Genomic DNA, 22,262 nt, shown 5'->3' on the forward strand with positions numbered 1-22,262 from the left:
AAGTGGGGTGGGCGGGCCTTGCTTGCGGGAATGGACCTCTCCTTGTGGCCACGGGTGCGGAAGCTTTTCGTGGACTGGGGGTACCGGGGCCTCAAGGAGACGGCTTCTTCCCTGGGTTTGGAGCTGGAGAAGGACCTTTGCCTGGCTGGGGCGGAACCGGCGTCTTGCCAAGGACTATGAGGAGAACCCTGGGGTAAGCGAGGCCTGGGTTTATCTGGGCACGCTACGATTGTTGGTGAGGCGGCTGGCCAGGGCCGTGTGACTGCCTGTGGAGGACTTTTACGACAGCCTCTGAGGCAAAAAATGCAGGGGCTTGACAGATTGGAGGGAGCGCAGATGAACCGACGGCTGTTTCTCTTTTGGTTGGCAAATATGGGGCTTGGTGCTGGTCAAGGTGCCAAATTGGGCAAGGTGGGCGAGAAGAAACCCGATCGGTTACTGCGAGATGCCTTGACCGCTACCCGCCAAAAGCATGGCGTCCCCGCATTAGCAGGGGCTTTCGCGAGCGGTGATGGGACGGTCATTTATGACGCGGTGGGAGTGTACCGAGTAGGAGGTAAAGAGTCGGTTAGCCGCGACGACGCCTTTCATCTTGGCTCGTGCACCAAAGCCATGACTGCGACGATGCTGGCGAGGTTGGTGGAGCGAAAGGTGTTGGCCTGGGAGACGACGGTCGCTGAGGCTTTCCCTGACCTTCAAGACCGCTTGCATCCGAAATTTCGCCAAGCAACCCTTTATCACTTTCTTGCTCATCGGTCGGGTTTGCCTGACGACAGAAAACCTGATGCCGTCATCTTTCCGAGGTTGAGGAGGTTGACGGAACCGATGCGGGAGCAACGGCGCCGCGTGGTGGGGTGGCTGCTTTCGCGACCACCTGCTTATCCGCCTGGCGAAAAGATGGTTTACGCCAACGCCGGCTATGTCGTGGCGGCGGCGATGGCGGAGGCGGTAACGGGGCGGTCGTGGGAAGAGTTGATGAGCGCAGAACTCTTTAAACCGTTAGGCATGGAGTCTGTCGGGTTTGGCGCACCACCAAAGGTTTATGGGCATTACCATTCATGGCGTCAGTGCCGGCCTATTGCGCCCAGCCCAGAAGCCGATAACCCACCAGCCCTTGCCCCAGCAGGAGGCGTTCACTGCTCGTTGAATGACTGGGCAAGGTTTGCCTTATTGCATTTGAAAGGGGCGCGAGGAGAGCAAGGGTTGCTTTTGAAACCCGAAACTTTCCGAAAGTTGCACGACGACCCGTTCCAGCAAGGCTACGCGTTGGGTTGGCTCGTCGTGAAGCGAAGTTGGGCGAAAGGCGTTGCCTTCACCCATGCAGGCAGCAACACCCTTTGGTTTGCCGTGATCTGGCTGGCACCTAATCGCAACGCGGCTTTCCTCGCTGCTGCCAACTGTGGCGGTGAACATGCTTTTCGTGCTTGCGACGACGCCATTGGCAGAATGATAGAGCTGTTTTTGTGAGCACCGATTTGGAGGAGGCATCCTGACGCAGGGTTTGTTCATCACGGTGGGGGGCATTGACGGCAGCGGGGAGACAACGGTCGCAAGCGCCTTTGCCGAACGGTTGCGACAGGAAGGTTTTGCGGTTGTCGTCACCGCCGAACCTGGCGGGACGCCGTTGGGTGAGCGATTGCGCCAATTGTTGCTGCGTGAGAAGCCTTTGAGTGCGTGGGCGGAAGCCTTTCCTTTTTTGGCGGCGCGGGCAGAACATGTCGCCCAAGTCATCCGCCCCGCTTTGAGGCAAGGCGAAACGGAATGGGACGAGGGTATTACCAGGCATGGTAGGCCGAAGGAAACAGGAAACAAGGGTATAAGTGCCCCGCCGTGGCCCTGGCCACGGCGGGGGCCCCAAAAAGGCCCATCAGTCAGCGGCGGCCAGAAGGGCCTCCTCGAGGCCCACCTTAGCCCCCAAGGCCTGTAGGCGCTCCTCCAGGTGCTCGTAGCCCCGCTCCAGGAAGTACACCCCCTCAATCTCCGATACCCCTTCCGCCGCTAGGGCGGCCACCACCAGCCCGCCCCCGGCCCGGATGTCCAGGGCCTTGACCTGGGCCCCGTGCAGGCGCTTTCCGTTCACCAAAAGGGTGCGGTCCCTCAGGTATAGCTCCGCCCCCAGGCGGGCCAGCTCCCCAACGTGGGTGAAGCGGTCGGGGTAGACACGGTCGGTGACGGCGCTCTGCCCGGGGACCGTGGCCAAATAGGCGGTGACGATGGGCTGGAGGTCCGTGGGAAAGCCCGGGTACTCCCGGGCCTCCACCTGGAAGGGCTTGGGGGCAGGGGTGGCCGTGAGGCGGACCCAGTCGGGCCCCACCTCCACCTGGTGGCCCGCCTGGGCCAGCTTGTCCAGAAGGGCGTCCAGGTGGTCGGGCCGGGCCTCGGTGAGGGTGACGCTCCCCCGGGTGGCCGCCGCCGCCAGGAGGTAGGTTCCGGCCTCTATGCGGTCGGGAATGATGCGGTAGGTGCCGCCCCCGAGGCGCTTGGCCCCCCGCACGTGGAGGATGGGGCTTCCCAGACCCCGCACCTCCACCCCCAGCATGCGGAGGAAGCGGCCCAGGTCCTCTACCTCAGGCTCCACCGCCGCCTGGACCAAGGTGGCCTCCCCGCCCAGGGCCACGGCCAGCATGGCCTGCTCCGTGCCCCCCACCGTGGGCAGGTCAAAGACCACCCGCCCGGAAAGGGGCCGGACCCGGCGGGCGTGGAAGGCGCCGTCCTCCCTTTCCTGCACCTCGGCCCCCAGGGCCCTCAGGGCCTTGAGGTGCTGGTCCACGGGGCGGGCCCCGAAGGCACACCCCCCAGGCATGTGGACGGTCCCCTCCCCCACCCGGGCGAGAAGGGCCCCCCAGACGATGAAGCTGGCCCGCATCTGCCCCACCAGCTCAAAGGGGGCCTCGGTATTCCGGATCTCGGGGGTGTGGAGGTGGAGGGTGCGGCCCTCCCAGCGGTAATGGGTGCCCAGGTGGGCGAGGAGCTCCAGCATCACCTCCACGTCCCTGAGCTTGGGCACCTCCACCAGGGTGATGGGCTCGGCGGTGAGGAGGCTCGCCGCCAGGATGGGCAAAGCGGCGTTCTTGGCGGGGTAGACCCGGATCTCTCCGGAAAGGGGCACGCCGCCTTCCACGCGCAGGATCCTCCGCTTGCCCTTCCCCGGGTCCTTGTGCATCATACACACCTTACTCAAGGCGAGGATAAGCCCCAAATACCCTGTTGTCAAGGCGATGCGCGCTTTGCTACACTTGGCCCCAAGGGGGATATGCCCAAGAAGGAAAAAAAACGGCTTCAGGTGGTGATCTCCGAGGAGCAGGACGCCCTCCTCACCCGGGCCGCCTACGCCCTCTCCAGCCCGGAGCGCCTGGTCTCCAAGTCCGAGGTGGTGCGGCTGGCCATCGCCAAGATCGTGGAAGAGCTGGAGGGGAATAAGGAGGAGCTGGCCGAGCTCTTAAAGCGCCTGGAACCCGAGGAAGAATAGAATGACGGCCGTGGTCCTGGGCGGGCGGTACCGCCTCGAGGCCCCCCTGGGCCAGGGGGGGATGGCCGAGGTTTTCCGGGCGGTGGACGAGCGCCTGGGGCGGCTGGTGGCGGTGAAGGTCCTCCACGCCCGGGCCCTGCCCCCGGAAAGGGAGCGCTTCTTCTTGGAGGTCCGGGCCCTTTCCCGCCTCTTTCACCCGGGCATCGTCCAGGTGCTGGACCTGGGGGAGGAGGAGGGGCGGCCCTACTTCGTCATGGAGCTGGTGGACGGGGGCCCCTTTGACGCCCTGGGCCCTTTTGAGGAGGGGCCGGAAGGGGAAAGGATCCTGAGGGCGGCCACGCAGGTCCTCGAGGCCCTGGCCCACCTGCACGCCCAAGGGGTCATCCACCGGGACCTGACCCCCAAAAACATCCTCCTCACCAAGGAGGGCCACCCCAAGGTCATGGACCTGGGCCTGGCCTACATCCTCCAGGAGAGCCGCCACCTCACCCGCACCGGCTACACCCTGGGCACCCCCACCTACATGGCCCCCGAGCAGGCCAAGGGCCTCCCCCTCTCCCCCAAGGCGGACCTCTACAGCTTCGGGGCGGTCCTCTACCGCACCCTCACCGGCAAGGCCCCCTTTGAGGGGGAAAACGACCAGGCCATCCTCTTCCAGCACGTCTACGAGGAGCCCAAGCCCCCGGAGGCCTTAAACCCCGCCATCCCCAGGGGGGTGAGCGAGGCCGTCTTGGGGCTTCTGGCCAAGCACCCCGAGGAGAGGCCGGGCCACCCCTCCCTCTTCCAAGGGCCCTTGCGGGACCTGGAAGCCTTGCGCCTGGCCACCCCCCGGGCCGGGGCCAGCCGCTCCGGCCACTACCCCTTTGGCCCCGACCCCCGGCGCCTTAGCCTCAAGGCCCGGCTGGACCTGGGCGGGGAGACCGCCTGGCCGGGGGAGATGGTCCACCTGCAGGGGCGGGTCTACCTGGGCTCGGAAAGGCACCTTCTGGAGGTGGACCTCCACACGGGGGAGGTGCGCCGCCACCCCCTCCCCGACGCCGCCTCCAGCCCGCCCGTGGCCCGGGGCGGGGTGTACATAGGAGGCTTTGACGGCAAGGTGCGCCGCTTCCGCGGGCAGGCCTTGGACTGGACGGCAAGCACCGGGGCCGAGGTCACCGCCGCCCCCCTGGTCCTGGGGGACAGGGTCTACATCGCCAGCCGGGACGGGACCCTCTACGCCTACCGGAAGGACGAGCCCCTCTTCCGCTTCCACGCCGGGGGGCACCTCGCCGCCAGCCCCACCTTCTACCGGGGCCTCCTCTTCGTGGGGGCGGAGAACGGCTGGCTCTACGCCCTGGACCCGGAAACCGGGGTCCTGCGCTACAAGGTGCGGGCCGGGGCCATCCACGCCCCGGTGGCCGCCTTCAGGGGAAGGCTCTTCATCCCCACCTGGGAAGGGGAGATCTACGCCTTTGACCCCTTAAGCCGGGAAACCCTCTGGAACGCCGAGCTGGAGGGGGAGGTCTGGGGCGGTCTGGCCCTGGACGAGGAGCGGGTCTACGTGGCCGCCTGGGACGGGGTGCTGAGGGCCTTGGACCAGGCCACGGGGGAGGAGGCGTGGAGCCTCGAGGTGGGCAAGGTGACCGCCGGCTTAAGCTACGCCAGCGGCCACGTCTTCCTGGCCACAGAGGAGGGGCGGTTTCTGGCCGTGGACCAAAGGGGCCAGGTGGTCTTTGAGGCCACGGGCCTGGGCTCGGTCCAGGTCCCTCCCCTCCCCCTGGCCCAGGAGGTCCTGGTGGTCAACACCCTGGGCAGGCTCTACCGCTTTGGCGTAGGATGAGGCCATGGAGGCCCTTCAGACCGACAAAGCCCCCAAGGCCATCGGCCCCTACGCCCAGGCCATCAGGGCCTTAGGCCTGGTCTTCGTCTCCGGCCAGATCCCCCTGACCCCCGAAGGGGAGGTGGTGGAGGGGGACATCCGCGCCCAGACGGAAAGGGTCATGGAGAACCTGAAGGCCATCCTGGAGGCGGCGGGCTCGGGCCTTTCCCGCGTGGTCCAGACCACCTGCTTCCTTGTGGACATGGAGGACTTTCCCGGCTTCAACGAGGTCTACGCCCGCTACTTCGCCCCGCCCTACCCCGCCCGGGCCACGGTGGCCGTGAAGGCCCTCCCCCGGGGGGTGCGGGTGGAGGTGGCCTGCATCGCCCTGGCGGAATAGCGCGCCCTTGCCAAAAAACGTAGAATGACGGCATGACCGAGGCCCAGGACGAAAGGGTTGCCGACCTGGAGCGCCGCTTCCGCCAGGGGGACCCCCGGGCCCTGGCCCGGGCCCTCACCCTGGTGGAGTCCGGCCACCCCTGGGGCCAGGCCCTCCTCAAGCGCCTGAGGGGCGTGGGGCAGGCCAAGGTGGTGGGGATCACGGGAAGCCCGGGGGCGGGCAAGAGCACCCTCACCGACCGCCTCATCCTCGAGGCCCGCAAGCGGGGGGAAAGGGTGGGGGTCTTGGCCGTGGACCCCTCCAGCCCCTTCACCGGGGGCGCCATCCTGGGGGACCGGATCCGCATGATGCGCCACCACCAGGACCCCGGGGTCTTCATCCGCTCCATGGCCTCCCGGGGGGCCCTGGGCGGCCTGGCCGGGGCCACGGTGGCCGCCTTAAGCCTCCTGGAGGCCTTTGGTTTCCAGCGCATCTTCGTGGAGACCGTGGGGGTGGGGCAGAGCGAGGTGGACATCGCCCGGGTGGCCGACACCACCCTCCTGGTCCTGACCCCGGCGGCAGGGGACGCCGTCCAGGCCTTCAAGGCCGGGGTCATGGAGATCGCCGACATTTTCGCCGTCAACAAGTTTGACCTGCCCGGGGGCGAGCGCCTCATCCAGGAGCTCAAGGGCGCCCTGGAGCTCTCCCCTCCCCGGCCCGGGGGCTGGCGCCCCCCCATCTACCCCACGGTGGCCGCCACCGGAGAGGGGGTGGAGGCCCTTTTTGAGGGCCTCGAGGCCCACCACCGCCACCTAAAGGAGCACGGGCTCCTCGAGGCCCACCGGCTGGAAAGGACCCGTTTTGAGGTGGAGAGCGTCATCCAGGAGTGGGGCCGCCGCAGAACCCAGGCCGCCGAGGACCTGGTGGCCCGGGTGGCCCGGGGAGAACTCACTCCCGAGGAAGCCGCCTGGAGCCTACTGCGGCCGGAAGCGTAGCAGGGCCTTTCTCAGCATCTCCCGCTCGTTGGGGTAGGAAAGCCGCTCTAGGGCCTCGGAGACCGGGAGGAAGTAGGCGGCCTCCACCTCGGAGAGCTGGGGCCTAGGCTCCCCGCCCCGGTAGGCCATGAGAAAGTAGTGGACCTCCTTGCTGACGGTGACGGGCTCCCCCTCGTCCTTAACGGTGAAGTAGTAGCGCACCTTGCCTAAAGGGACCAGGGGGGCCGCCTCCACCCCCGTCTCCTCCCGCACCTCCCGTACGGCCGTCTCCGCGTAGCGCTCCCCGGGCTCCACCTGCCCCTTGGGCAGGGTGACCACCCGCCCCCCCTTCAAGGAGACCACCAGCACCTCCGGGGGGGTTCCCCGCAAGACCACGCCCCCGGCGGAGACCACCCGCTTTTTGGCCCTGGCCACGTGCCTTTTCCTACGCACCTTCCCCCTCGCTTCCGGCCAAAAAAAAGGGGCGCCCGAAGGCGCCCCCAAGGGACCTGGAAAAGGGGAGAACGCAGGGCTTCATGCTCCTTAGAAAGGAGGTGATCCAGCCGCACCTTCCGGTACAGCTACCTTGTTACGACTTCGCCCCAGTCACGGGCCCTACCCTCGGCGCCTGCCCTAAGGCTCCCGGCGACTTCGGGTAGAACCCGCTCCCATGGCGTGACGGGCGGTGTGTACAAGGCCCGGGAACGTATTCACCGCGGCATGGCTGATCCGCGATTACTAGCGATTCCGGCTTCATGGGGTCGGGTTGCAGACCCCAATCCGAACTACGCCCACCTTTTTGCGATTCGCTCCCTGTTGCCAGGTCGCCTCGCTCTGTAGTGGGCATTGTAGCACGTGTGTCGCCCAGGCCGTAAGGGCCATGATGACCAGACGTCGTCCCCGCCTTCCTCCTGCTTTCGCAGGCAGTCCCGTTAGAGTGCCCGGCTTCACCCGCTGGCAACTAACGGCAGGGGTTGCGCTCGTTGCGGGACTTAACCCAACATCTCACGACACGAGCTGACGACGGCCATGCAGCACCTGTGCTAGGGCTCCCCTCGCGGGGCACCCCAGGCTTTCACCCAGGTTCCCTAGCATGTCAAGGCCTGGTAAGGTTCTTCGCGTTGCTTCGAATTAAACCACATGCTCCACCGCTTGTGCGGGCCCCCGTCAATTCCTTTGAGTTTCAGCCTTGCGGCCGTACTCCCCAGGCGGCGCGCTTAACGCGTTAGCTTCGGCCCCCAGATAACCCAGAGACCTAGCGCGCATCGTTTAGGGCGTGGACTACCCGGGTATCTAATCCGGTTTGCTCCCCACGCTTTCGCGCCTCAGCGTCACGAGTGGACCAGGTGGCTGCCTTCGCCATCGGCGTTCCTCCCGGTATCTGCGCATTTCACCGCTACTCCGGGAATTCCACCACCCTCTCCCACCGTCTAGCCTGAGCGTATCCCACGCTCCTCCACGGTTGAGCCGTGGCCTTTCACATGGGACGCCCCAAGCCGCCTACACGCCCTTTACGCCCAGTAAATCCGGGTAACGCTCGCGCCCTCCGTATTACCGCGGCTGCTGGCACGGAGTTGGCCGGCGCTATTACCCCGGTACCGTCAGTCCCCTCATCGGGGGTTTCGTCCCGGGTTCAGGAGTTTACACCCCGAAGGGCTTCCTCCTCCAAGCGGCGTCGCTCCGTCAGGCTTGCGCCCATTGCGGAAGATTCCTAACTGCTGCCTCCCGTAGGAGTGGGGCCCGTGTCTCAGTGCCCCTGTGGCCGGCCGTCCTCTCAGACCGGCTACCCGTCGTCGCCTTGGTGGGCTCTTACCCCACCAACTAGCTGATGGGACGCGGGCCCATCCGGAAGCGGGCAAAACCCTTTAAACACACCCCACAGGATGTGTCCACATGGGGGATTAGCCTGGGTTTCCCCATGTTGTCCCCCTCTTCCGGGTAGGTCACCCACGCGTTACTCACCCGTCCGCCGCTGACCGTGAGATACCCCACGGCCCGCACGACTTGCATGTCTTAGGCACGCCGCCAGCGTTCACCCTGAGCCAGGATCAAACTCTCCACCAAAAAAACGCCTTGAGGCGTTTAAACGCTAGCGTTAGCCCTGCGTTCTCCCCTTTTCAAGGTCCCCCTGCTTGGGCTTTCGCCCGCGCAGCGACAGTTATCCTACCAAGCCCCTTCCTTCTTGTCAACCCGGGGAAGTTCAGCAAAGAGCTGGCGGATCTCCTCTATGAACCGCTCCACGGAGTCAAACTCCCGGTAGACGGAGGCGAAGCGGATGTAGGCCACCTGGTCCAGGTCCTTGAGGAAGGCCATGGCCTTGAGGCCGATCTCCTCAGAGGTGATCTCCGGGCCTGCGACCTGGTCCTCAAAGGTGTAGGCGAAGCGCCTCAGGGCCTCCTGGTCCACGGGGCGCTTCTCGCAGGCGAGGAGGAGGCCTCTAAGGAGCTTGTCGGGGTTGAAGGGCTCCTTGCGGCCGTCCCTTTTGATGACCATGAGGGGCTCCAGCTGGGTGCGCTCGTAGGTGGTGAAGCGGCGGCCGCAGGAGGGGCACTCCCGCCGCCTGCGGATGGCGGCTCCCTCGTCGGAGGGCCTCGAGTCCACCACCCGGGTGTCGGGATGGCCGCAGTAGGGGCACTTCATGGCACTTCCCGCAACATCTCGTAGATCTCGGGGGCCATGGGGGGTTCGGGGAGCTGCACCTCCAAAACCACCCCCCGGACCCCCTCGGCCACCATGGACCCCAGGGCCAAGGCTGCCCGCACCAGGGCCTGGTCGTGGGCCTCGCCCACCGGGTCCCGGGAGGGGACCACCCCGTTCACCCGCACCCCGGGAAAGGTGCGGGTAGTCCCTTCTATAAGGCCCTCCACCGCCTTGCGCACGGAGAGGGTGTGGGGCTCTATGCGGGCGGCAGGGGGCAGGACCAGGGTGACGAAGCCGCCCCCCGCCAGGTGCCTCAGGCCCTGCTGCAGGACGTAGAGGCTGGACTTGACATCCTGGCTCATGAGGTCGTACCACTCCCCTTCCAGAAGCTCCACGAAGGGGGTCTTGCTCTCGGCGGTGGTCACGTGGACGATGCCGTCCAAAAGGCCAAAAAGCTCCTCCACCTTTTCAAAGGTGCTGGTCACGTCCAGAACCACGCTCATGTCCCCGCGGATGGGGATGGCCGTGGCCCCCAGGGCCTCCACCTCCGAGGCCACGCTGGTGGCCAGCTCCACGTCGGGGTCCACGGCGATGACCGTGGCCCCGTTGCGTCCGTAGCCGTGGGCGATGGCCCGCCCGAAGCCCCGCCCGGCCCCGGTTACCATGACGATCCGCCCCTCGAGGCCCAGAAGATCCCGTGACATCAGGCCCATTGTACGGGAAAATAAGGCCATGGCCCGCATCCGCATCGCCGAAGGCGACATCACCGAGTTTGATGGGGACGCCATCGTCAACGCCGCCAACAACTACCTGAAGCTGGGAGCCGGCGTAGCGGGGGCCATCCTCAGGAAGGGTGGGCCCTCCATCCAGGAGGAGTGCGACCGCATCGGCAAGATCCGCGTGGGCGAGGCGGCGGTCACCGGGGCGGGGAACCTGAAGGTGCGCTACGTGATCCACGCCGCCGTTTTGGGGGACGAGCCCGCCAGCCTGGAAACCGTGCGCCAGGCCACCCGGAGCGCCCTGGAAAAGGCGGTGGAACTGGGCCTCAAGACGGTCGCCTTCCCCCTCCTGGGAACCGGGGTGGGAGGGCTTCCCGTGGAGGCGGTAGCCCGGGTCATGCTGGAGGAGATCAAGAAGGCCCCGGACACCCTGGAGGTCACCCTCTACGGCTACCGCAAGGAGGACGCCGAGGCCATCCGAAGGGCCCTCTAAGGGGCCTGCCCTTCCCCCGGCTTGGGCTCCTGGGGCAGAGGCTTTGCCTTGGGGAAGTACCCCTCGGCCAGGCGCCTGAGGTCTCCTTCCCCCACCTTCCCGTCCCCGTCCAGGTCCCCCTTGAGCTCCTTCCCCTCCTTGCCCCAGTTCTGGGCCAGGGCCAGGAGGTCGGCGAAGGGCCGGCTACGGGCCAGGGGCTGGCCCAGGGGCTTGCCCTCCTTGTCGTAGAGGACCACCTTGGGGGAGAGCCTGGGGGTGAGGGGCTTGCTGGGGGCGAGGAGGAGGCGGAAGGCCTCCTGGTCCTTGAGGGGCTTGGAGAAGGCCATGTCCAGGCGCAGGAGGTCAGTTTCGGGGTCGTAGTCCAGGAGATAGACGGGGCTTGCCCCCTTGAAGCCGCTCAGGTCCGGGCTGAGGTCCTTGAGGACCACCTCCAGCTGGAAGCCCAAGGCCTCCCGCACCTCCACCCGGCCCAGGAGGAGGAAGGGTCCCTCCACCTGGGCCGGGGGCTGGACCAAGGTGAGCCTGGGGGGCGGGGGATCGGAGACGGTGAGGGTGAGGCGGGCGGTGCGGCTGTTCTTGGCCCCGTCCTCCACGGTGAGGATGAGGGGAAACTGCCCTTTCTCCTTGGGCACGCCGCTCACGCGCCCGCCCTGGAAGGTGAGGCCCTGAGGGAGCCTGCCCTCTAGGGCGAAGCTGTAGGGCCTCACCCCCCCCTCGGCGCTGAAGGCGTAGGCGTAGTTTTCCCCCAGGTAGGCGGGGGGAAGGCTGGTGGCGGTGAGGCGCAGCGGCTCCACCCCCACCCTCGTGGGGTCCTGGGTGCCGCAGGCGGCGAGGAGGAGAAGGAGGGGCCAGAGCTTTCGCATAAGGCCAGTCTAGCCGGTATAGTTGAGGGCATGGTGAAGCCGGACTGGTGGATCCGGGAGATGGCGAAAAAGGGCATGATTGAGCCCTTTGAGGAGCGCCTGGTGCGGGAAGGGGTCATTAGTTATGGCCTCTCCAGCTTCGGCTACGACCTCCGGGCCGCCCCCGAGTGGAAGATCTTCACCAACGTCTTCTCCACGGTGGTGGACCCCAAGAACTTTGACCCCAAGAGCTTCGTGGAGTACGAGGGGGAGGAGGTCATCATCCCCCCCAACTCCTTCGCCCTGACCCGGAGCGTGGAGTACATCCGCATGCCGGAAAACGTGATCGCCATCGCCCTGGGCAAGAGCACCTACGCCCGGTGCGGCATCGTGGCCAACGTGACCCCCCTGGAACCGGGTTGGGAGGGGCACGTGACCCTGGAGATCTCCAACACCACCCCCCTGCCCGCCAAGGTCTACGCCGGGGAGGGCATCGTCCAGCTCCTCTTCCTCGAGGGCCCGAGGCCGGAGGTCACCTACCGGGACCGCCAGGGCAAGTACCAGGGCCAGAAGGGCATCACCCTGCCCCGGGTGTAGGCTATGGGGGTGCGGCCCTTTCTCCTCCTTCTCCTTGCGCTTTTGAGCGCCTGCCGAGGTGAGAGCATGAAGCCCCTCCCCTACCTCTCGGAAACCCCCGTTCGCACCTTCTCCGCGCCCAGGCCGGTCCTGGAGCCCGGCAAGGACTACTACGCCCGGCTCAAGACCGCCAAGGGGGACATCCTCATAGACCTTCTGGAAAAAGAGGCCCCCAACACGGTGAACTCCTTCGTCTTCCTGGCCCTCCACCGCTACTTTGAGGGCGTGGACTGGCACCGGGTCATCCCCGGCTTCGTGGCCCAGACGGGGGACCCCACCGGTACCGGGCGGGGCGGCCCCGGCTACGCCTTTGGCCTGGAGATCGCCCCCGGCCTGGCCTTTGACCGGGAGGGCGTGGTGGGCATGGCCCGCACCCAGGACCCCAACTCCAACGGGAGCCAGTTCTTCATCACCCTGGGGCCCGCCCCCCACCTCACTGGGCAGTACACCATCTTCGGCCAGGTGGTGGAGGGCATGGACGTAGTGAAGCGCCTGGCCCCCACCGAGGGCCCCCTGGCGGGCGGGAAGAAGGACAAGCTCCTCATGGTGGAGATCCTGGTCAAGGAATGATCCCCGAGGGCACCCGCTTTCTCCTCCCCCCCGAGGCCCGGCTCAAGGCCGAGGTCGTGGGGCGGCTTCAGGACCTCTTTTACCGCCACGGCTACGAGCCCGTGGAGCTTCCGGCCCTCGAGGCCTACGACCCCCAGCACCCCCTGGCGGAGAGGGCCTTCAAGCTGGTGGACAGGACGGGGGAGGTCCTGGCCTTAAGGAGCGAGTTCACCACCCTTCTTTCCAAGCTCCTCAGGCCTCACCTGGGGGAGGGGGTGCGCCGCTTCCAGTACGCCGGGGCGCTTTGGCTTCGGGAGGCCGACGCCGAGCTGGGGCGCCTTCGGGAGTACACCCAGGTGGGCCTAGAGCTCATCGGGGCCACGGGGCCGCTGGCGGACGCCGAGGTGCTGGAGCTGGCCTTCGCCGCCCTCGAGGCCCTGGGCGTGGAGGGCGTGGTGGAGGTGGGCCTCCCCAGCCTAGTGGGGGAGGCGCTCAAGGCCTCCGGCCTGCCGGAGGAGGCCAAGAAGGAGGCCCAGCGGGCCATCCACCGCAAGAACCTCCCGGAGCTAAAGGCCCTCCTGGACCGCCACCCGGTGAGCCCGGAGGCCAGGAAGACCCTCCTCGCCCTCCCCGACCTCTACGGGGAAAAGGAGGTCCTGGAAGAGGCGGAGGCCCTGCCCCTTCCCAAAAGAGCCCGGGAGGCCCTGAGGGGCCTGCGCCAGACCCTGGAGCTTCTGGAAAGGCCCGTCCTCCTAGACCTGGGCATGGCCCGGCGCTACCAGTACTACTCGGGCATCTTCTTTCGGGCCTACACCCCGGGCTTCGGCCTGCCCCTTCTGGGGGGCGGGCGGTACGACGGGGCCCTCCTGCCCAAGGCGGCGGGCTTCGCCCTGGGGGTGGAGAGGCTCCTGGAAGCCCTCAAGCCCCCCAAAGGGGAGGCTCCGCCGGAGGTTCTGGCCCTGGACCTGAAGGCCCTGCGCCGCTTCGCCAAGGAAAAAAGGGTGGAGCTCTTCCACGGGGAAGACCCGGTGGCCCACGCCAAAGCCCGGGGCATCCCCTACCTGGCGCGGGGGGAAGAGATCTGGAGGGTGGAATGAGGCGCTACCTCCTCACCGTGGCCCTGCCCAAGGGCAGAATCTTTGAGGAGGCCTACGAGGCCCTGAAGAAGGCGGGCCTGGACCTGCCCCAGGTGGAGAACGAGCGGGCCCTCCTCCACGGGAAGGAGGGGGGCGTGGCCCTTCTCCTTTTGCGCAATAAGGACGTGCCCGTCTACGTGGACCTGGGCATCGCCGAGCTGGGGGTGGTGGGGAAGGACATCCTCCTGGACTCGGACCGGGATGTCTACGAGCCCGTGGACCTGGGCTTCGGGGCCTGCCGCCTCTCCCTCGTCCGCCGCCCCGGGGACACCTCCCCCATCCGCCGCATCGCCACCAAGTACCCCCTCTTCACCACCCGGCTCCTGAAGGAAAGGGGCTGGCTGGCCGACGTGGTGGAGCTTTCCGGCAACATTGAGCTGGCGGCCCTTACCGGCCTGGCGGACGCCGTGGTGGACGTGGTGCAGACGGGGGCTACCTTAAGGGCGGCGGGCCTAGTGGAGGTGGAGGTGCTGGCCCAGTCCACCGCCAGGCTCATCGTCAACCGCCAGGCCCTCAAGCTAAAAAGGGCGCTTCTCAAGCCCCTCATCGCCCGGCTGAGGCAGCCATGAAGGAGCGCACCCTGGAAAGACGAAGGCGACTAGAGGAGGTCCTCAGGCGCAGGCAGCCGGACCTCACGGTGCTTATGGAAAACGTCCACAAGCCCCACAACCTCTCCGCCATCCTGCGCACCTGCGACGCCGTGGGTATCCTGCAGGCCCACGCGGTGAACCCCACGGGGGGCGTGCCCACCTTCAACGAGACCAGCGGGGGAAGCCACAAGTGGGTCTACCTGGAGGTCCACCCCACCACGGAGGCGGCCTTCCGGCACCTCCGGGAGGGGGGCTTCAGCGTCTACGCCACCGCCTTAAAGGAGGGGGCCCGGGACTACCGGGAGGTGGACTACACCAGGCCCACCGCCATCGTCCTGGGAGCGGAGAAGTGGGGGGTTTCCGAGGAGGCCTTGGCCCTGGCCGACGGCCTCATCCACATCCCCATGCTGGGCATGGTGCAGAGCCTGAACGTTTCCGTGGCCGCCGCCGTCATCCTCTTTGAGGCCCAAAGGCAGAGGCTACAGGCAGGGCTTTACGACCGGCCCCGCCTGGACCCGGAGCTTTACCAAAAGATCCTGGAAGACTGGCTCAGGAAGTGAGGAAGGCCTCCTCTTCCAGTAGTTCTTCCAGGGACTTGGCCTTGACCCCCATCACGGAAACCCAGACCTGAAGCTCCCCCCAGGCCTCCTCGTCTTCAGGATTCTCCTTGGCCTTTTTCCAAGCGCTCTGGAAGGCCCGGGAGGCCTCATCCAGCTCCTCCAGGAGAACTTCCAGGACCTCCCGCAGGCGCTCCTTACGCGCTCGTTTCCGGGATTCCGCCTTGGGCATCCTACCTCCTTCCCATTCTGCGGAGGAGCCGTTCCACCCGTCCTTGGTAGGCCCGAATCTCCTTTTCCCAGTAGCGGATGAGCTCCCACCTGGGCTCGAGGCGACGCAGCTCCTCTTCTATCTTGGCCTGGTGCTCGCGGATGCGTGCCTGGTAGCTCTCCACGCTTTTCCGCAACCGCCTATTGCCCATTCACGTAGGTGAGCCAGTGTTCGTACTCGGGCCGACGGCCGGTGGCCGCCTCCAGGTAGACCTCCCGAAGCCTCAGGGCCACGGGCCCAGCGGTCCCCTCCCCGATGGGCCGCCAGTCAATCATGGAGACCGGGGTCACCTCGGCGGCGGTGCCGGTCATGAAGACCTCGTCGGCCATGTAGAGCTGGTCCCGGGTGGCCCGGACCACCTGGACCTGGTAGCCCAGGTCCCTGGCGATCCTGATGACGGAGTCCCGGGTGATGCCCTCGAGGTTCACCGAGTGCTCCAGGGCGTAGATCACCCCGTCCCGGACGAAGAAGAGGTTCTCCCCGCTCCCCTCGGCCACGTACCCCTCCTCGTCCAGGAGGAGGGCCTCGTCGGCCCCGGCGGCCAGGGCCTCCATCTTGGCCAGAGCGGAGTTCACGTAGTTCCCCCCCACCTTGGCCTTGCCGGGCATGACGTTGGCGGGGAAGCGGGCCCAGGAGCTGGTGATGAGCCTGGCCCCCTTGCGCACCGCCTCCTCCCCCAGATACGCCCCCCACTCCCAGGCGGCCACCATGACCTCGGCGGGGTTGTTGGGGAGGGGGTTCACCCCTAGGGCCTTGGCCCCCATCCAGGCCAGGGGGCGGATGTAGCAGCTCTTGTAGCCGTTTCGCCGCACCACCTCCTTGATGGCCTCCTCCATCTCCTCGGGGGTGTAGGGGATCTCCATGCGCAGGACCTTGGCCGAGTTGTAAAGGCGCTTGACGTGTTCCTTGAGGCGGAAGATGGCGGGGCCCTTGGGGGTCTCGTAGGCCCGGATGCCCTCAAAGACGCTGGTGCCGTAGTGGAGGGCGTGGGATAGGACGCTGGTCTTGGCCTCCTCCTGGGGAACCAGTTTGCCGTTGAACCAGATGAGGCCCGCCCGGATCTGGACATCGCCGCCTTTGGGCTCAGGCTTGGTCATGGCTAACCTCCGCCCTCATCATAACGCTTTTCTACGCCTGGGCCTCGAGGCGTAAGGCCTGAAAGGTCCTTACCGCCTCCTCGGCCACCCCTTGGGCCACACGGGTTTTAAGGCTCCCCTCGCGCAGGAGCAGGTAGACGGTGCGCCCCGCTCCCGGGGGGGTCAGGGGGCGCAAATGGGCCCGCTTGGCCTCAGGCAGGGTCCAAAGGGCCACCTCGGGCAAAAGGGTGAGCCCCCCTACACCCTCCACCAGGAGAAGCAAGGTTTCCAGGCTGCCGCTCTGAAACTCCACCCGCCGCTTGGTCAAGCTGGGGCGGCATACGGAAAGGACCTGGTCCCGCAAACAATGGCCCTCGGAGAGAACCCATGTGTCCTCCTGGGGAATCTCCAAGGGATGGATGCTTTCTCTGGAATAAAGCCAATGATTTGGGGAAACATAGGCCCAAAAAGCCTCCCGAAAAAGGGGTGTGGCCCTCAGGCCTGGGTGGTTTTCTTCGGTGCCCACGAGTCCGGCATCCAGACCCCCTTCCTGGAGGGCCTGGACGAGGTTTGGGGTGAGGTCTTCCCTAATCTCCAGTTCCAACCCGGGATAGCGCTCCTGGAGCTTGGGGAGGAGCCGGGGGAGGAGATAAGGGGTGAGGGTGGGGATCACCCCCAGGCGGAAAGGCCCCTGAAAGGGGGCTTCCTCACCCCGGACCAGAAGGGTAAGCCTTTCCACCTCCTCCAAAACCCTACGGGCTTGGGCCACGGCCACGCGGCCCGCCTCGGTCAGGGTCCCCTTTTTTCGGTCAAAAAGCTTAGCCCCTAAGGCCTCCTCCAGCTTGCGGATCTGGATGCTCAAGGCGGGCTGGCTCAGGTAGACCCGTTCCGCCGCTAAGGTGAAGCTCCCTTCCTCCGCCAAGGCCACCAGCGAGCGAAGCTGGTCTAGGGTCAGACGCATAAATCTAGTTTATGCAACTCCTAAAAGAATCTATTGGAATTATGGACGATCCTTCCCTAAGGTGGAAAGTGGCCGCGGGGAAAACCCCGCCGGCCTTCGGGAGGTGAAAAGCATGTTCCTGAGGATTGATCGGCTACAGATAGAGCTTCCCATGCCCAAGGAACAGGACCCCAACGCCGCAGCGGCGGTGCAGGCCCTTCTAGGGGGGCGGTTTGGAGAGATGTCCACCCTGATGAACTACATGTACCAGTCCTTCAACTTCCGGGGGAAGAAGGCCCTCAAGCCTTACTACGACCTCATCGCCAACATCGCCACGGAGGAGCTGGGACACATCGAGCTGGTGGCGGCCACCATCAACTCCCTTCTGGCCAAGAATCCGGGGAAGGACCTGGAAGAAGGAGTGGATCCCGTGACCGCTCCCTTAGGCTTTGCCAAGGACGCCCGCAACGTCGCCCACTTTATCGCCGGTGGGGGCAACAGCCTGGTAATGGGGGCTATGGGGGAGCACTGGCACGGGGAGTACGTCTTCACCAGCGGTAATCTGATTCTAGACCTACTCCACAACTTCTTCCTGGAGGTGGCGGCCCGCACCCACAAGCTCCGGGTCTACGAGATGACCGACAACCCTGTGGCCCGGGAGATGATCGGGTACCTCCTGGTGCGGGGTGGGGTCCACGCTGCCGCCTACGGCAAGGCCTTGGAAACCCTTACCGGGGTGGAGATGAACAAGATGCTTCCCATCCCCCGTATTGAGAACAGCAAGATTCCCGAGGCCAAAAAGTTCATGGACCTGGGCTTCCACCGGAACCTGTACCGTTTCAGCCAGGAAGACTACAAGGACTTAGGCCTCATCTGGGCCGGCCCTTCGCCGGAAGACGGCAGCGAAGTGGTGGTGGTGGACGGGCCTCCCGCAGGCGGCCCCGTCTTTGACGCCGGCCACGATGCCGCCGAGTTCGCTCCCGAGTTCCACCCCGGGGAGCTCTACGAGATCGCCAAGAAGCTCTACGAAAAAGCCAAGTAAGGCCGAGCAACACCCCTGCCGAGGCCTTTTCCTCGGCGGGGGTTTCCCTTGAACCGGTCAGGTGGCCCCGTACCGCCCCCCGGGGAGGGCCTGGACCAAGCCCTTGAGCTCCAGGAGGGTGAGGAGGGAGATGACCCCTTCCGGGCTCATCCCCAGGGCCTCTGCCAGGTGCTCGGGCAAAGCCTCCCCCTGGCGGAGGAGCTCGTAAAGCCGGGACTCCTCCGGGGAAAGCTCGGGGACCTCCTTGCGCCTGCCAGAAAAGCCCAGGTAGGCGAGGGCGTCCTCCGGGGCGAGGACGGGGTAGGCCCCGTCCTGGATGAGGCGGTTGGCCCCCAGGGAGCCCTGGTCCGTGGGCCTTCCCGGCACCGCCAGGACCTCCTTGCCTAGCTCCAGGGCGTAGCGGGCGGTGATGAGGGCCCCGGACTCGAGGGGAGCCTCCACCACGATGACCGCCCGGGCGAGCCCGGCGATGAGGCGGTTTCTGCGGGGGAAGTGCTCGGGCTTGGGGCCGGTGCCCAACGGGAACTCGGAGAGGAGGTCCATCCTTTCCGCCATAGGGCGGTGCTCCGGCGGGTAGATCTGGTCCAGGGCGCTTCCCAGCACCCCCAGGGTGCGGCCACCCGCCTCGAGGGCCCCCAGGTGGGCCTCCCGGTCAATGCCCCGGGCCAGGCCCGAGACCACCACCGCCCCCGCCTCCGCCAAGGCCCGGGCCAGCTTGCGGGCGAAGGAGAGGGCCCAGGGAGCCGCCCTCCTGGTGCCCACGACGGCCACCGCCTGGCCTTCCTCCGGCAGGGTCCCTTTGAGGTAGAGGTGGGTGGGGGGCTGAGGCAGGCGCTTCAGGCTTTCGGGAAACCCCTCCTCCCAAAGGCCCAGGATCCTGAGGCTAAGCTCCTCCGCCCGGCGCCTCTCGGCCTCCGCCCGGGCCTCGGCCTCAGAAAGCCTCTCCAGGAGCTGGGGAAAGCGCTCCGCCAGGGCTTTTTTGGGGTCTTCCGCCCCCAGAAGCTCTAGAAGCCTCTTGGGACCGATCCCAGGAAGGAAGGCCAGGGCCAGAGGGTCCACGGTCTGGAGTATACTGAAAGACCTGGAAGGTCCGGCCCCTGCCCCTTGGGCAAATCCCAGGGCCGGGATCACCTAACCACCATGGAAGAGAAAACCTATTCCGGATTCGTGGCCATCGTGGGCAAGCCCAACGTGGGCAAGTCCACCCTCCTCAACAACCTGCTGGGCGTCAAGGTGGCCCCCATAAGCCCCCGCCCCCAGACCACCAGGAAGCGCCTTAGGGGCATCCTCACCGAGGGAAGGCGGCAGATCGTCTTCGTGGACACCCCGGGCCTCCATAAGCCCATGGACGCCCTGGGCGAGTTCATGGACCAGGAGGTCTACGAGGCCCTTGCCGACGTGAACGCCGTGGTATGGGTGGTGGACCTCCGCCACCCCCCCACCCCGGAGGACGAGCTGGTGGCCAAGGCCCTGAAGCCCCTGGTGGGCAAGGTGCCCATCCTCCTGGTGGGCAACAAGTTGGACGAGGCCAAGTACCCCGAGGAGGCCCTGAAGGCCTACCACGCCCTCCTGCCCGAGGCCGAGCCCCGCATGCTCTCCGCTTTGGACGAGAAGCAGGTGGCCGGGCTCAAGGCCGAGCTCCTCGCCCTCATGCCCGAGGGCCCCTTCTACTACCCCGAGGACCACGCCAAGAGCGACCAGACCTTCGGGGAGTGGGTGGCGGAGATCGTGCGGGAAGAGGCCATGAAGCGCCTGTGGCACGAGGTGCCCTACGCCATCGCCACCAAGGTGGAGGAGGTGGCCGAGAGGGAAAACGGCGTCCTCTACATCAAGGTGGTCGTCTACGTGGAGCGCCCCTCCCAGAAGGGCATCGTCATCGGCGAGGGCGGGAAAAAGCTGAAGGAGATCGGCCAGGCGGCCAGGAAGCAGCTGGAGGTCTTCCTGAACCGCAAGGTTTACCTGGACCTCGAGGTCAAGGTCTACCCCGACTGGCGCAAGGACCCCGAGGCCCTAAGGGAGCTGGGCTACCGGGCCTCGGTGGGGTGAGCCCCGCCACCCCAGACTTCCCCTTCCCCTTTACCATAGGCCTATGCCCTGGCTTCTTCCCAAGACCATCGCCCCCCTGCACCAGAAGGCCCTGGATCGGTACATCGGCGGCCTGGTGGAGCGGCTTTCCGACCCGGGGGTGGACCGGAACGCCCTGGTCCGGGAGGAGCTTTCCAGGCTCCTCTACGGCAGGCCCTACGAGGAGCTTCTGGAGGTGAGCCCCCTTTTGGCCATGGCCCTGGACCCCGAGGGCATCACCTTTGAGGCCGAGTACTACGCCGCCACGGACCCGGAAAAGTTCAAGAAGGTGAAGCCCCTCCTCTGGTTCTGGAAGGTCCTGGACCTCACCCCCATCGGCCAGTCCGTGCACTCGGGGGTGGCCATAAGGAGGGCCCTGGCCCCCTTCATCTTCAAGCGGGTGGGGCGAAACCCCAAGTTCTTCCAGAACGTGGAGTTTTCCGTGGGCTACAACCTGGAGCTGGGGGACGACGTGGTGGTCCACCGCTACGTGCTTCTGGACGACATCGGGGGCATCAAGATCGGGGACGGCACCTCCCTTTCCGACTACGTCAACGTCTACAGCCACACCCACCACGTCCTGGCCTCCCCCGACGTGACCCTGAAGGAGACGGTCATCGGCAGCGGGGTGCGCATCACCTACCACGCCACCGTTCTGGCCGGGGTGCGCATTGGGGACGACGCCATGGTGGGCACCGGGGCCATCGTCACCCGGGACATCCCCCCCCACGCCATCGCCCTGGGCATCCCCGCCAAGCCCGTGCGCTACAAGGTGCGCCACGACTGCCCCTACTGCCGCAAGGGGGAGCCCCACCCCTCGGACCTGATCCCCAAGGCGCCCGACCGCAAGGGCAACCCCGACTACCCCGACTTCCTCCCCCCCGGCTTCGGCACCCGGGAGGCCTAGATGTGGACCAAGGAGGAGCTGGACCGCTACCACCGGCAGATGATCCTGCCCGGGGTGGGCCCCGAGGGGCAGGAGAGGCTCAAGAGGGCCTCCGTGGTGGTGGTGGGGGCGGGGGGGCTTGGCGTGCCCGTCCTCCAGTACCTGGTGGCGGCCGGGGTGGGCCGGGTGGGCATCGTGGAGATGGACCGGGTGGAGCTCTCCAACCTCCACCGCCAAGTCCTCTACACCACCCAGGACGTGGGCCAGCCCAAGGCCCTGGTGGCCAAGGAGCGGCTTTCCGCCCTCAACCCCCTGGTGGAGATTGAGGCCTACCCGGTGCGCCTCACCTCGGAAAACGCCCTGGAGATCCTGAAGGGCTACGACCTGGTGGTGGACGCCTCCGACAACTTCCCCACCCGCTACCTGACAAACGACGCCTGCGTGCTTCTAAATAAGCCCTTGGTCTTCGGGGCCATCTACCAGTTTGACGGCCAGGTGGCCGTCTTCCACCACCCCACGGCGGAGGGGGAGATGGGGCCCTGCTACCGCTGCCTCTTCCCCAAGCCCCCGGCCCCGGGCTCCGTCCCCTCCTGCGCCGAGGCCGGGGTCTTCGGGGTCCTGCCGGGGACGGTGGGGGCCCTGATGGCCGCCGAGGCCCTGAAGGTCCTCTTGGGGCTTGGAAGGCCTTTGGCCGGGCACCTTCTGCTTTACGAGGCCCTCGAGGCCAGCTTCCGCAAGCTCAAGGTACGCCGCAACCCCGCCTGCCCCGTCTGCGGGGACCAGCCCACCCAAAGGGAGCTCATAGACTACGAGGCCTTCTGCGGCCTCTAAGTACCCCACCGCGGCGAAAGCCGCGGTGGGGGCCCCAGAAAAGCCCTTCCAAAGACCAGACTTGGGCACCCCATGTTGCGAAACTAAAGCGCAGGCACTTAAGAGGCTGTCGTAAAAGTCCTCCAGGGGCAGTTACACGGCCCTGGCTAGCCGCTTCACCAACAATCGTAGCATGCCCAGATAGACCCAGGCCTCGCTTACCCGAGGGTTCTCCTCATAGTCCTTGGCAAGACGCCGGTTCCGCCCCAGCCAGGCAAAGGTCCTCTCCACCACCCACCTCTTAGGTAAAGGCTTGAACCCACGCTCCCGCGGAATCTCCGGCACCTCCGCCCCCTCCCGCACCCAGACCCCCCGTACCCCCGCGTAGGGA

Annotated in this window: 27 protein-coding genes, 1 rRNA gene and 1 pseudogene; 17 read left to right on the forward strand and 12 right to left on the reverse strand. The window is 66.5% G+C overall.

What is annotated here, in order from left to right; translation table 11 throughout:
• From BVI061214_RS13380 to BVI061214_RS14160, 3 genes and pseudogenes are all read left to right on the forward strand, one after another.
• Positions 1-262 (forward strand): annotated as a pseudogene (locus BVI061214_RS13380) (hypothetical protein); the annotation flags it as partial.
• A gap of 74 nt (positions 263-336) precedes the next feature.
• The gene (locus tag BVI061214_RS12360) at positions 337-1,467 is read left to right on the forward strand and encodes a serine hydrolase domain-containing protein (RefSeq protein WP_162208004.1); all 1,131 of its coding nucleotides are present in this window, start codon (positions 337-339) and stop codon (positions 1,465-1,467) included.
• Positions 1,468-1,513: 46 nt separating this feature from the next.
• Positions 1,514-1,927: a dTMP kinase gene (locus BVI061214_RS14160; RefSeq protein WP_428843231.1), complete on the forward strand. Its 414-nt coding sequence runs from the start codon at positions 1,514-1,516 to the stop codon at positions 1,925-1,927.
• On the opposite strand, the gene murA is transcribed toward BVI061214_RS14160, so the two are convergent.
• Positions 1,868-3,166 carry a UDP-N-acetylglucosamine 1-carboxyvinyltransferase gene (murA, locus tag BVI061214_RS01750; protein ID WP_053767046.1) on the reverse strand — a complete coding sequence of 433 codons (1,299 nt, stop codon included), beginning with the start codon at positions 3,164-3,166 and terminating at the stop codon, positions 1,868-1,870. The genes BVI061214_RS14160 and murA overlap by 60 nt on opposite strands.
• Positions 3,167-3,253: 87 nt before the next feature.
• Here murA and BVI061214_RS01755 point away from each other — a divergent pair, with 87 nt between their 5' ends.
• From BVI061214_RS01755 to meaB, 4 genes are read left to right on the forward strand one after another with little or no spacing between them, the layout of a single operon-like run.
• Positions 3,254-3,469, forward strand: coding sequence for a hypothetical protein (locus tag BVI061214_RS01755; protein ID WP_053767047.1), 216 nt, complete (start codon positions 3,254-3,256; stop codon positions 3,467-3,469).
• Between the two features lies 1 nt (position 3,470).
• Entirely contained in the window at positions 3,471-5,288 is a 1,818-nt protein-coding gene (locus BVI061214_RS01760) for a protein kinase domain-containing protein (RefSeq protein WP_053767048.1), read from the forward strand.
• Between the two features lie 4 nt (positions 5,289-5,292).
• Positions 5,293-5,667 (forward strand): RidA family protein, encoded by a 375-nt coding sequence (locus BVI061214_RS01765; protein WP_003049483.1) that lies wholly within the window; start codon positions 5,293-5,295, stop codon positions 5,665-5,667.
• A gap of 32 nt (positions 5,668-5,699) precedes the next feature.
• Positions 5,700-6,641 (forward strand): methylmalonyl Co-A mutase-associated GTPase MeaB, encoded by a 942-nt coding sequence (gene meaB / locus BVI061214_RS01770; protein ID WP_053767049.1) that lies wholly within the window; start codon positions 5,700-5,702, stop codon positions 6,639-6,641.
• Here meaB and BVI061214_RS01775 read toward each other — a convergent pair.
• From BVI061214_RS01775 to BVI061214_RS01790, 4 genes are all read right to left on the reverse strand, one after another.
• On the reverse strand, positions 6,621-7,073 hold the full coding sequence (locus BVI061214_RS01775) for an NUDIX hydrolase (RefSeq protein WP_040684676.1): 453 nt from the start codon (positions 7,071-7,073) through the stop codon (positions 6,621-6,623). The two genes, meaB and BVI061214_RS01775, sit on opposite strands and share 21 nt — an antisense overlap.
• Before the next feature lie 94 nt (positions 7,074-7,167).
• Positions 7,168-8,684, reverse strand: a 16S ribosomal RNA gene (locus BVI061214_RS01780).
• 99 nt (positions 8,685-8,783) lie between these two features.
• Entirely contained in the window at positions 8,784-9,260 is a 477-nt protein-coding gene (nrdR, locus tag BVI061214_RS01785) for a transcriptional regulator NrdR (protein ID WP_003049786.1), read from the reverse strand.
• Positions 9,257-9,964, reverse strand: a complete 708-nt coding sequence (locus BVI061214_RS01790; protein WP_155982953.1) for an SDR family NAD(P)-dependent oxidoreductase — start codon at positions 9,962-9,964, stop codon at positions 9,257-9,259. Before BVI061214_RS01790 ends, nrdR begins: the two co-directional genes overlap by 4 nt.
• A gap of 28 nt (positions 9,965-9,992) precedes the next feature.
• On the opposite strand from BVI061214_RS01790, the gene BVI061214_RS01795 reads away from it, so the two are divergent.
• Positions 9,993-10,472 (forward strand): macro domain-containing protein, encoded by a 480-nt coding sequence (locus BVI061214_RS01795; protein WP_053767050.1) that lies wholly within the window; start codon positions 9,993-9,995, stop codon positions 10,470-10,472.
• Here the strand turns inward: BVI061214_RS01795 and BVI061214_RS01800 are convergent.
• A complete protein-coding gene (locus BVI061214_RS01800) occupies positions 10,469-11,335 on the reverse strand; it encodes an Ig domain-containing protein (protein WP_053767051.1) in 867 nt (288 codons plus the stop codon). The two genes, BVI061214_RS01795 and BVI061214_RS01800, sit on opposite strands and share 4 nt — an antisense overlap.
• A 30-nt stretch (positions 11,336-11,365) precedes the next feature.
• Here BVI061214_RS01800 and dcd point away from each other — a divergent pair, with 30 nt between their 5' ends.
• Genes dcd through trmH form a run of 5 tightly spaced genes read left to right on the forward strand, consistent with a single transcriptional unit; the run spans position 11,366 to position 14,785 of the window.
• Positions 11,366-11,911, forward strand: a complete 546-nt coding sequence (dcd, locus tag BVI061214_RS01805; protein WP_003049516.1) for a dCTP deaminase — start codon at positions 11,366-11,368, stop codon at positions 11,909-11,911.
• Between the two features lie 3 nt (positions 11,912-11,914).
• Complete coding sequence (locus BVI061214_RS01810; RefSeq protein ID WP_053767052.1) at positions 11,915-12,520, forward strand: peptidylprolyl isomerase; 606 nt, start codon at positions 11,915-11,917, stop codon at positions 12,518-12,520.
• Complete coding sequence (locus tag BVI061214_RS01815; protein WP_053767053.1) at positions 12,517-13,596, forward strand: ATP phosphoribosyltransferase regulatory subunit; 1,080 nt, start codon at positions 12,517-12,519, stop codon at positions 13,594-13,596. The genes BVI061214_RS01810 and BVI061214_RS01815 overlap by 4 nt, the downstream gene beginning before the upstream one ends.
• The gene (hisG, locus tag BVI061214_RS01820) at positions 13,593-14,204 is read left to right on the forward strand and encodes an ATP phosphoribosyltransferase (protein ID WP_053767054.1); all 612 of its coding nucleotides are present in this window, start codon (positions 13,593-13,595) and stop codon (positions 14,202-14,204) included. The genes BVI061214_RS01815 and hisG overlap by 4 nt, the downstream gene beginning before the upstream one ends.
• Entirely contained in the window at positions 14,201-14,785 is a 585-nt protein-coding gene (gene trmH / locus BVI061214_RS01825) for a tRNA (guanosine(18)-2'-O)-methyltransferase TrmH (RefSeq protein WP_053767055.1), read from the forward strand. The genes hisG and trmH overlap by 4 nt, the downstream gene beginning before the upstream one ends.
• On the opposite strand, the gene BVI061214_RS01830 is transcribed toward trmH, so the two are convergent.
• The 4 genes from BVI061214_RS01830 to BVI061214_RS01845 are packed head-to-tail and all read right to left on the reverse strand — an operon-like array spanning position 14,775 to position 17,090.
• On the reverse strand, positions 14,775-15,014 hold the full coding sequence (locus tag BVI061214_RS01830; protein WP_003049532.1) for a hypothetical protein: 240 nt from the start codon (positions 15,012-15,014) through the stop codon (positions 14,775-14,777). The two genes, trmH and BVI061214_RS01830, sit on opposite strands and share 11 nt — an antisense overlap.
• Before the next feature lies 1 nt (position 15,015).
• Positions 15,016-15,204 (reverse strand): hypothetical protein, encoded by a 189-nt coding sequence (locus tag BVI061214_RS01835; RefSeq protein ID WP_003049535.1) that lies wholly within the window; start codon positions 15,202-15,204, stop codon positions 15,016-15,018.
• A complete protein-coding gene (locus BVI061214_RS01840; RefSeq protein WP_053767056.1) occupies positions 15,194-16,150 on the reverse strand; it encodes a branched-chain amino acid transaminase in 957 nt (318 codons plus the stop codon). Before BVI061214_RS01840 ends, BVI061214_RS01835 begins: the two co-directional genes overlap by 11 nt.
• Positions 16,151-16,181: 31 nt before the next feature.
• Positions 16,182-17,090 carry a hydrogen peroxide-inducible genes activator gene (locus BVI061214_RS01845; RefSeq protein ID WP_053767057.1) on the reverse strand — a complete coding sequence of 303 codons (909 nt, stop codon included), beginning with the start codon at positions 17,088-17,090 and terminating at the stop codon, positions 16,182-16,184.
• A gap of 112 nt (positions 17,091-17,202) precedes the next feature.
• Here BVI061214_RS01845 and BVI061214_RS01850 point away from each other — a divergent pair, with 112 nt between their 5' ends.
• Complete coding sequence (locus BVI061214_RS01850) at positions 17,203-18,111, forward strand: manganese catalase family protein (protein WP_053768552.1); 909 nt, start codon at positions 17,203-17,205, stop codon at positions 18,109-18,111.
• Positions 18,112-18,168: 57 nt separating this feature from the next.
• Here the strand turns inward: BVI061214_RS01850 and dprA are convergent, their stop codons facing one another.
• Positions 18,169-19,170 (reverse strand): DNA-processing protein DprA, encoded by a 1,002-nt coding sequence (gene dprA / locus BVI061214_RS01855; protein WP_053767058.1) that lies wholly within the window; start codon positions 19,168-19,170, stop codon positions 18,169-18,171.
• Positions 19,171-19,251: 81 nt separating this feature from the next.
• Here dprA and era point away from each other — a divergent pair, with 81 nt between their 5' ends.
• The 3 genes from era to BVI061214_RS01870 are packed head-to-tail and all read left to right on the forward strand — an operon-like array spanning position 19,252 to position 21,892.
• Complete coding sequence (era, locus tag BVI061214_RS01860; RefSeq protein ID WP_053767059.1) at positions 19,252-20,157, forward strand: GTPase Era; 906 nt, start codon at positions 19,252-19,254, stop codon at positions 20,155-20,157.
• A gap of 43 nt (positions 20,158-20,200) precedes the next feature.
• On the forward strand, positions 20,201-21,082 hold the full coding sequence (locus BVI061214_RS01865) for an acyltransferase (protein WP_053767060.1): 882 nt from the start codon (positions 20,201-20,203) through the stop codon (positions 21,080-21,082).
• Positions 21,083-21,892 carry a HesA/MoeB/ThiF family protein gene (locus tag BVI061214_RS01870; protein WP_053767061.1) on the forward strand — a complete coding sequence of 270 codons (810 nt, stop codon included), beginning with the start codon at positions 21,083-21,085 and terminating at the stop codon, positions 21,890-21,892.
• A 132-nt stretch (positions 21,893-22,024) separates the two neighbouring features.
• On the opposite strand, the gene BVI061214_RS01875 is transcribed toward BVI061214_RS01870, so the two are convergent.
• Positions 22,025-22,262, reverse strand: a 238-nt coding sequence (locus BVI061214_RS01875) for a transposase (RefSeq protein WP_082333156.1), incomplete at its 5' end; no start/stop codon positions are given.

This window comes from Thermus aquaticus (assembly GCF_001280255.1).
GTDB lineage: Bacteria > Deinococcota > Deinococci > Deinococcales > Thermaceae > Thermus > Thermus aquaticus.

What these genes read in the sequence shown, in the direction of transcription:
- BVI061214_RS12360 (WP_162208004.1), top strand. Translation starts at nt 337, where the DNA reads ATGAACCGACGGCTGTTTCTCTTTTGGTTGGCAAATATGGGGCTTGGT.
- murA (WP_053767046.1), bottom strand. Translation starts at nt 3,166, where the DNA reads ATGATGCACAAGGACCCGGGGAAGGGCAAGCGGAGGATCCTGCGCGTG.
- BVI061214_RS01755 (WP_053767047.1), top strand. Translation starts at nt 3,254, where the DNA reads ATGCCCAAGAAGGAAAAAAAACGGCTTCAGGTGGTGATCTCCGAGGAG.
- BVI061214_RS01760 (WP_053767048.1), top strand. Translation starts at nt 3,471, where the DNA reads ATGACGGCCGTGGTCCTGGGCGGGCGGTACCGCCTCGAGGCCCCCCTG.
- BVI061214_RS01765 (WP_003049483.1), top strand. Translation starts at nt 5,293, where the DNA reads ATGGAGGCCCTTCAGACCGACAAAGCCCCCAAGGCCATCGGCCCCTAC.
- meaB (WP_053767049.1), top strand. Translation starts at nt 5,700, where the DNA reads ATGACCGAGGCCCAGGACGAAAGGGTTGCCGACCTGGAGCGCCGCTTC.
- nrdR (WP_003049786.1), bottom strand. Translation starts at nt 9,260, where the DNA reads ATGAAGTGCCCCTACTGCGGCCATCCCGACACCCGGGTGGTGGACTCG.
- BVI061214_RS01790 (WP_155982953.1), bottom strand. Translation starts at nt 9,964, where the DNA reads ATGTCACGGGATCTTCTGGGCCTCGAGGGGCGGATCGTCATGGTAACC.
- BVI061214_RS01795 (WP_053767050.1), top strand. Translation starts at nt 9,993, where the DNA reads ATGGCCCGCATCCGCATCGCCGAAGGCGACATCACCGAGTTTGATGGG.
- BVI061214_RS01800 (WP_053767051.1), bottom strand. Translation starts at nt 11,335, where the DNA reads ATGCGAAAGCTCTGGCCCCTCCTTCTCCTCCTCGCCGCCTGCGGCACC.
- dcd (WP_003049516.1), top strand. Translation starts at nt 11,366, where the DNA reads ATGGTGAAGCCGGACTGGTGGATCCGGGAGATGGCGAAAAAGGGCATG.
- BVI061214_RS01810 (WP_053767052.1), top strand. Translation starts at nt 11,915, where the DNA reads ATGGGGGTGCGGCCCTTTCTCCTCCTTCTCCTTGCGCTTTTGAGCGCC.
- BVI061214_RS01815 (WP_053767053.1), top strand. Translation starts at nt 12,517, where the DNA reads ATGATCCCCGAGGGCACCCGCTTTCTCCTCCCCCCCGAGGCCCGGCTC.
- hisG (WP_053767054.1), top strand. Translation starts at nt 13,593, where the DNA reads ATGAGGCGCTACCTCCTCACCGTGGCCCTGCCCAAGGGCAGAATCTTT.
- trmH (WP_053767055.1), top strand. Translation starts at nt 14,201, where the DNA reads ATGAAGGAGCGCACCCTGGAAAGACGAAGGCGACTAGAGGAGGTCCTC.
- BVI061214_RS01830 (WP_003049532.1), bottom strand. Translation starts at nt 15,014, where the DNA reads ATGCCCAAGGCGGAATCCCGGAAACGAGCGCGTAAGGAGCGCCTGCGG.
- BVI061214_RS01835 (WP_003049535.1), bottom strand. Translation starts at nt 15,204, where the DNA reads ATGGGCAATAGGCGGTTGCGGAAAAGCGTGGAGAGCTACCAGGCACGC.
- BVI061214_RS01840 (WP_053767056.1), bottom strand. Translation starts at nt 16,150, where the DNA reads ATGACCAAGCCTGAGCCCAAAGGCGGCGATGTCCAGATCCGGGCGGGC.
- BVI061214_RS01845 (WP_053767057.1), bottom strand. Translation starts at nt 17,090, where the DNA reads ATGCGTCTGACCCTAGACCAGCTTCGCTCGCTGGTGGCCTTGGCGGAG.
- BVI061214_RS01850 (WP_053768552.1), top strand. Translation starts at nt 17,203, where the DNA reads ATGTTCCTGAGGATTGATCGGCTACAGATAGAGCTTCCCATGCCCAAG.
- era (WP_053767059.1), top strand. Translation starts at nt 19,252, where the DNA reads ATGGAAGAGAAAACCTATTCCGGATTCGTGGCCATCGTGGGCAAGCCC.
- BVI061214_RS01865 (WP_053767060.1), top strand. Translation starts at nt 20,201, where the DNA reads ATGCCCTGGCTTCTTCCCAAGACCATCGCCCCCCTGCACCAGAAGGCC.
- BVI061214_RS01870 (WP_053767061.1), top strand. Translation starts at nt 21,083, where the DNA reads ATGTGGACCAAGGAGGAGCTGGACCGCTACCACCGGCAGATGATCCTG.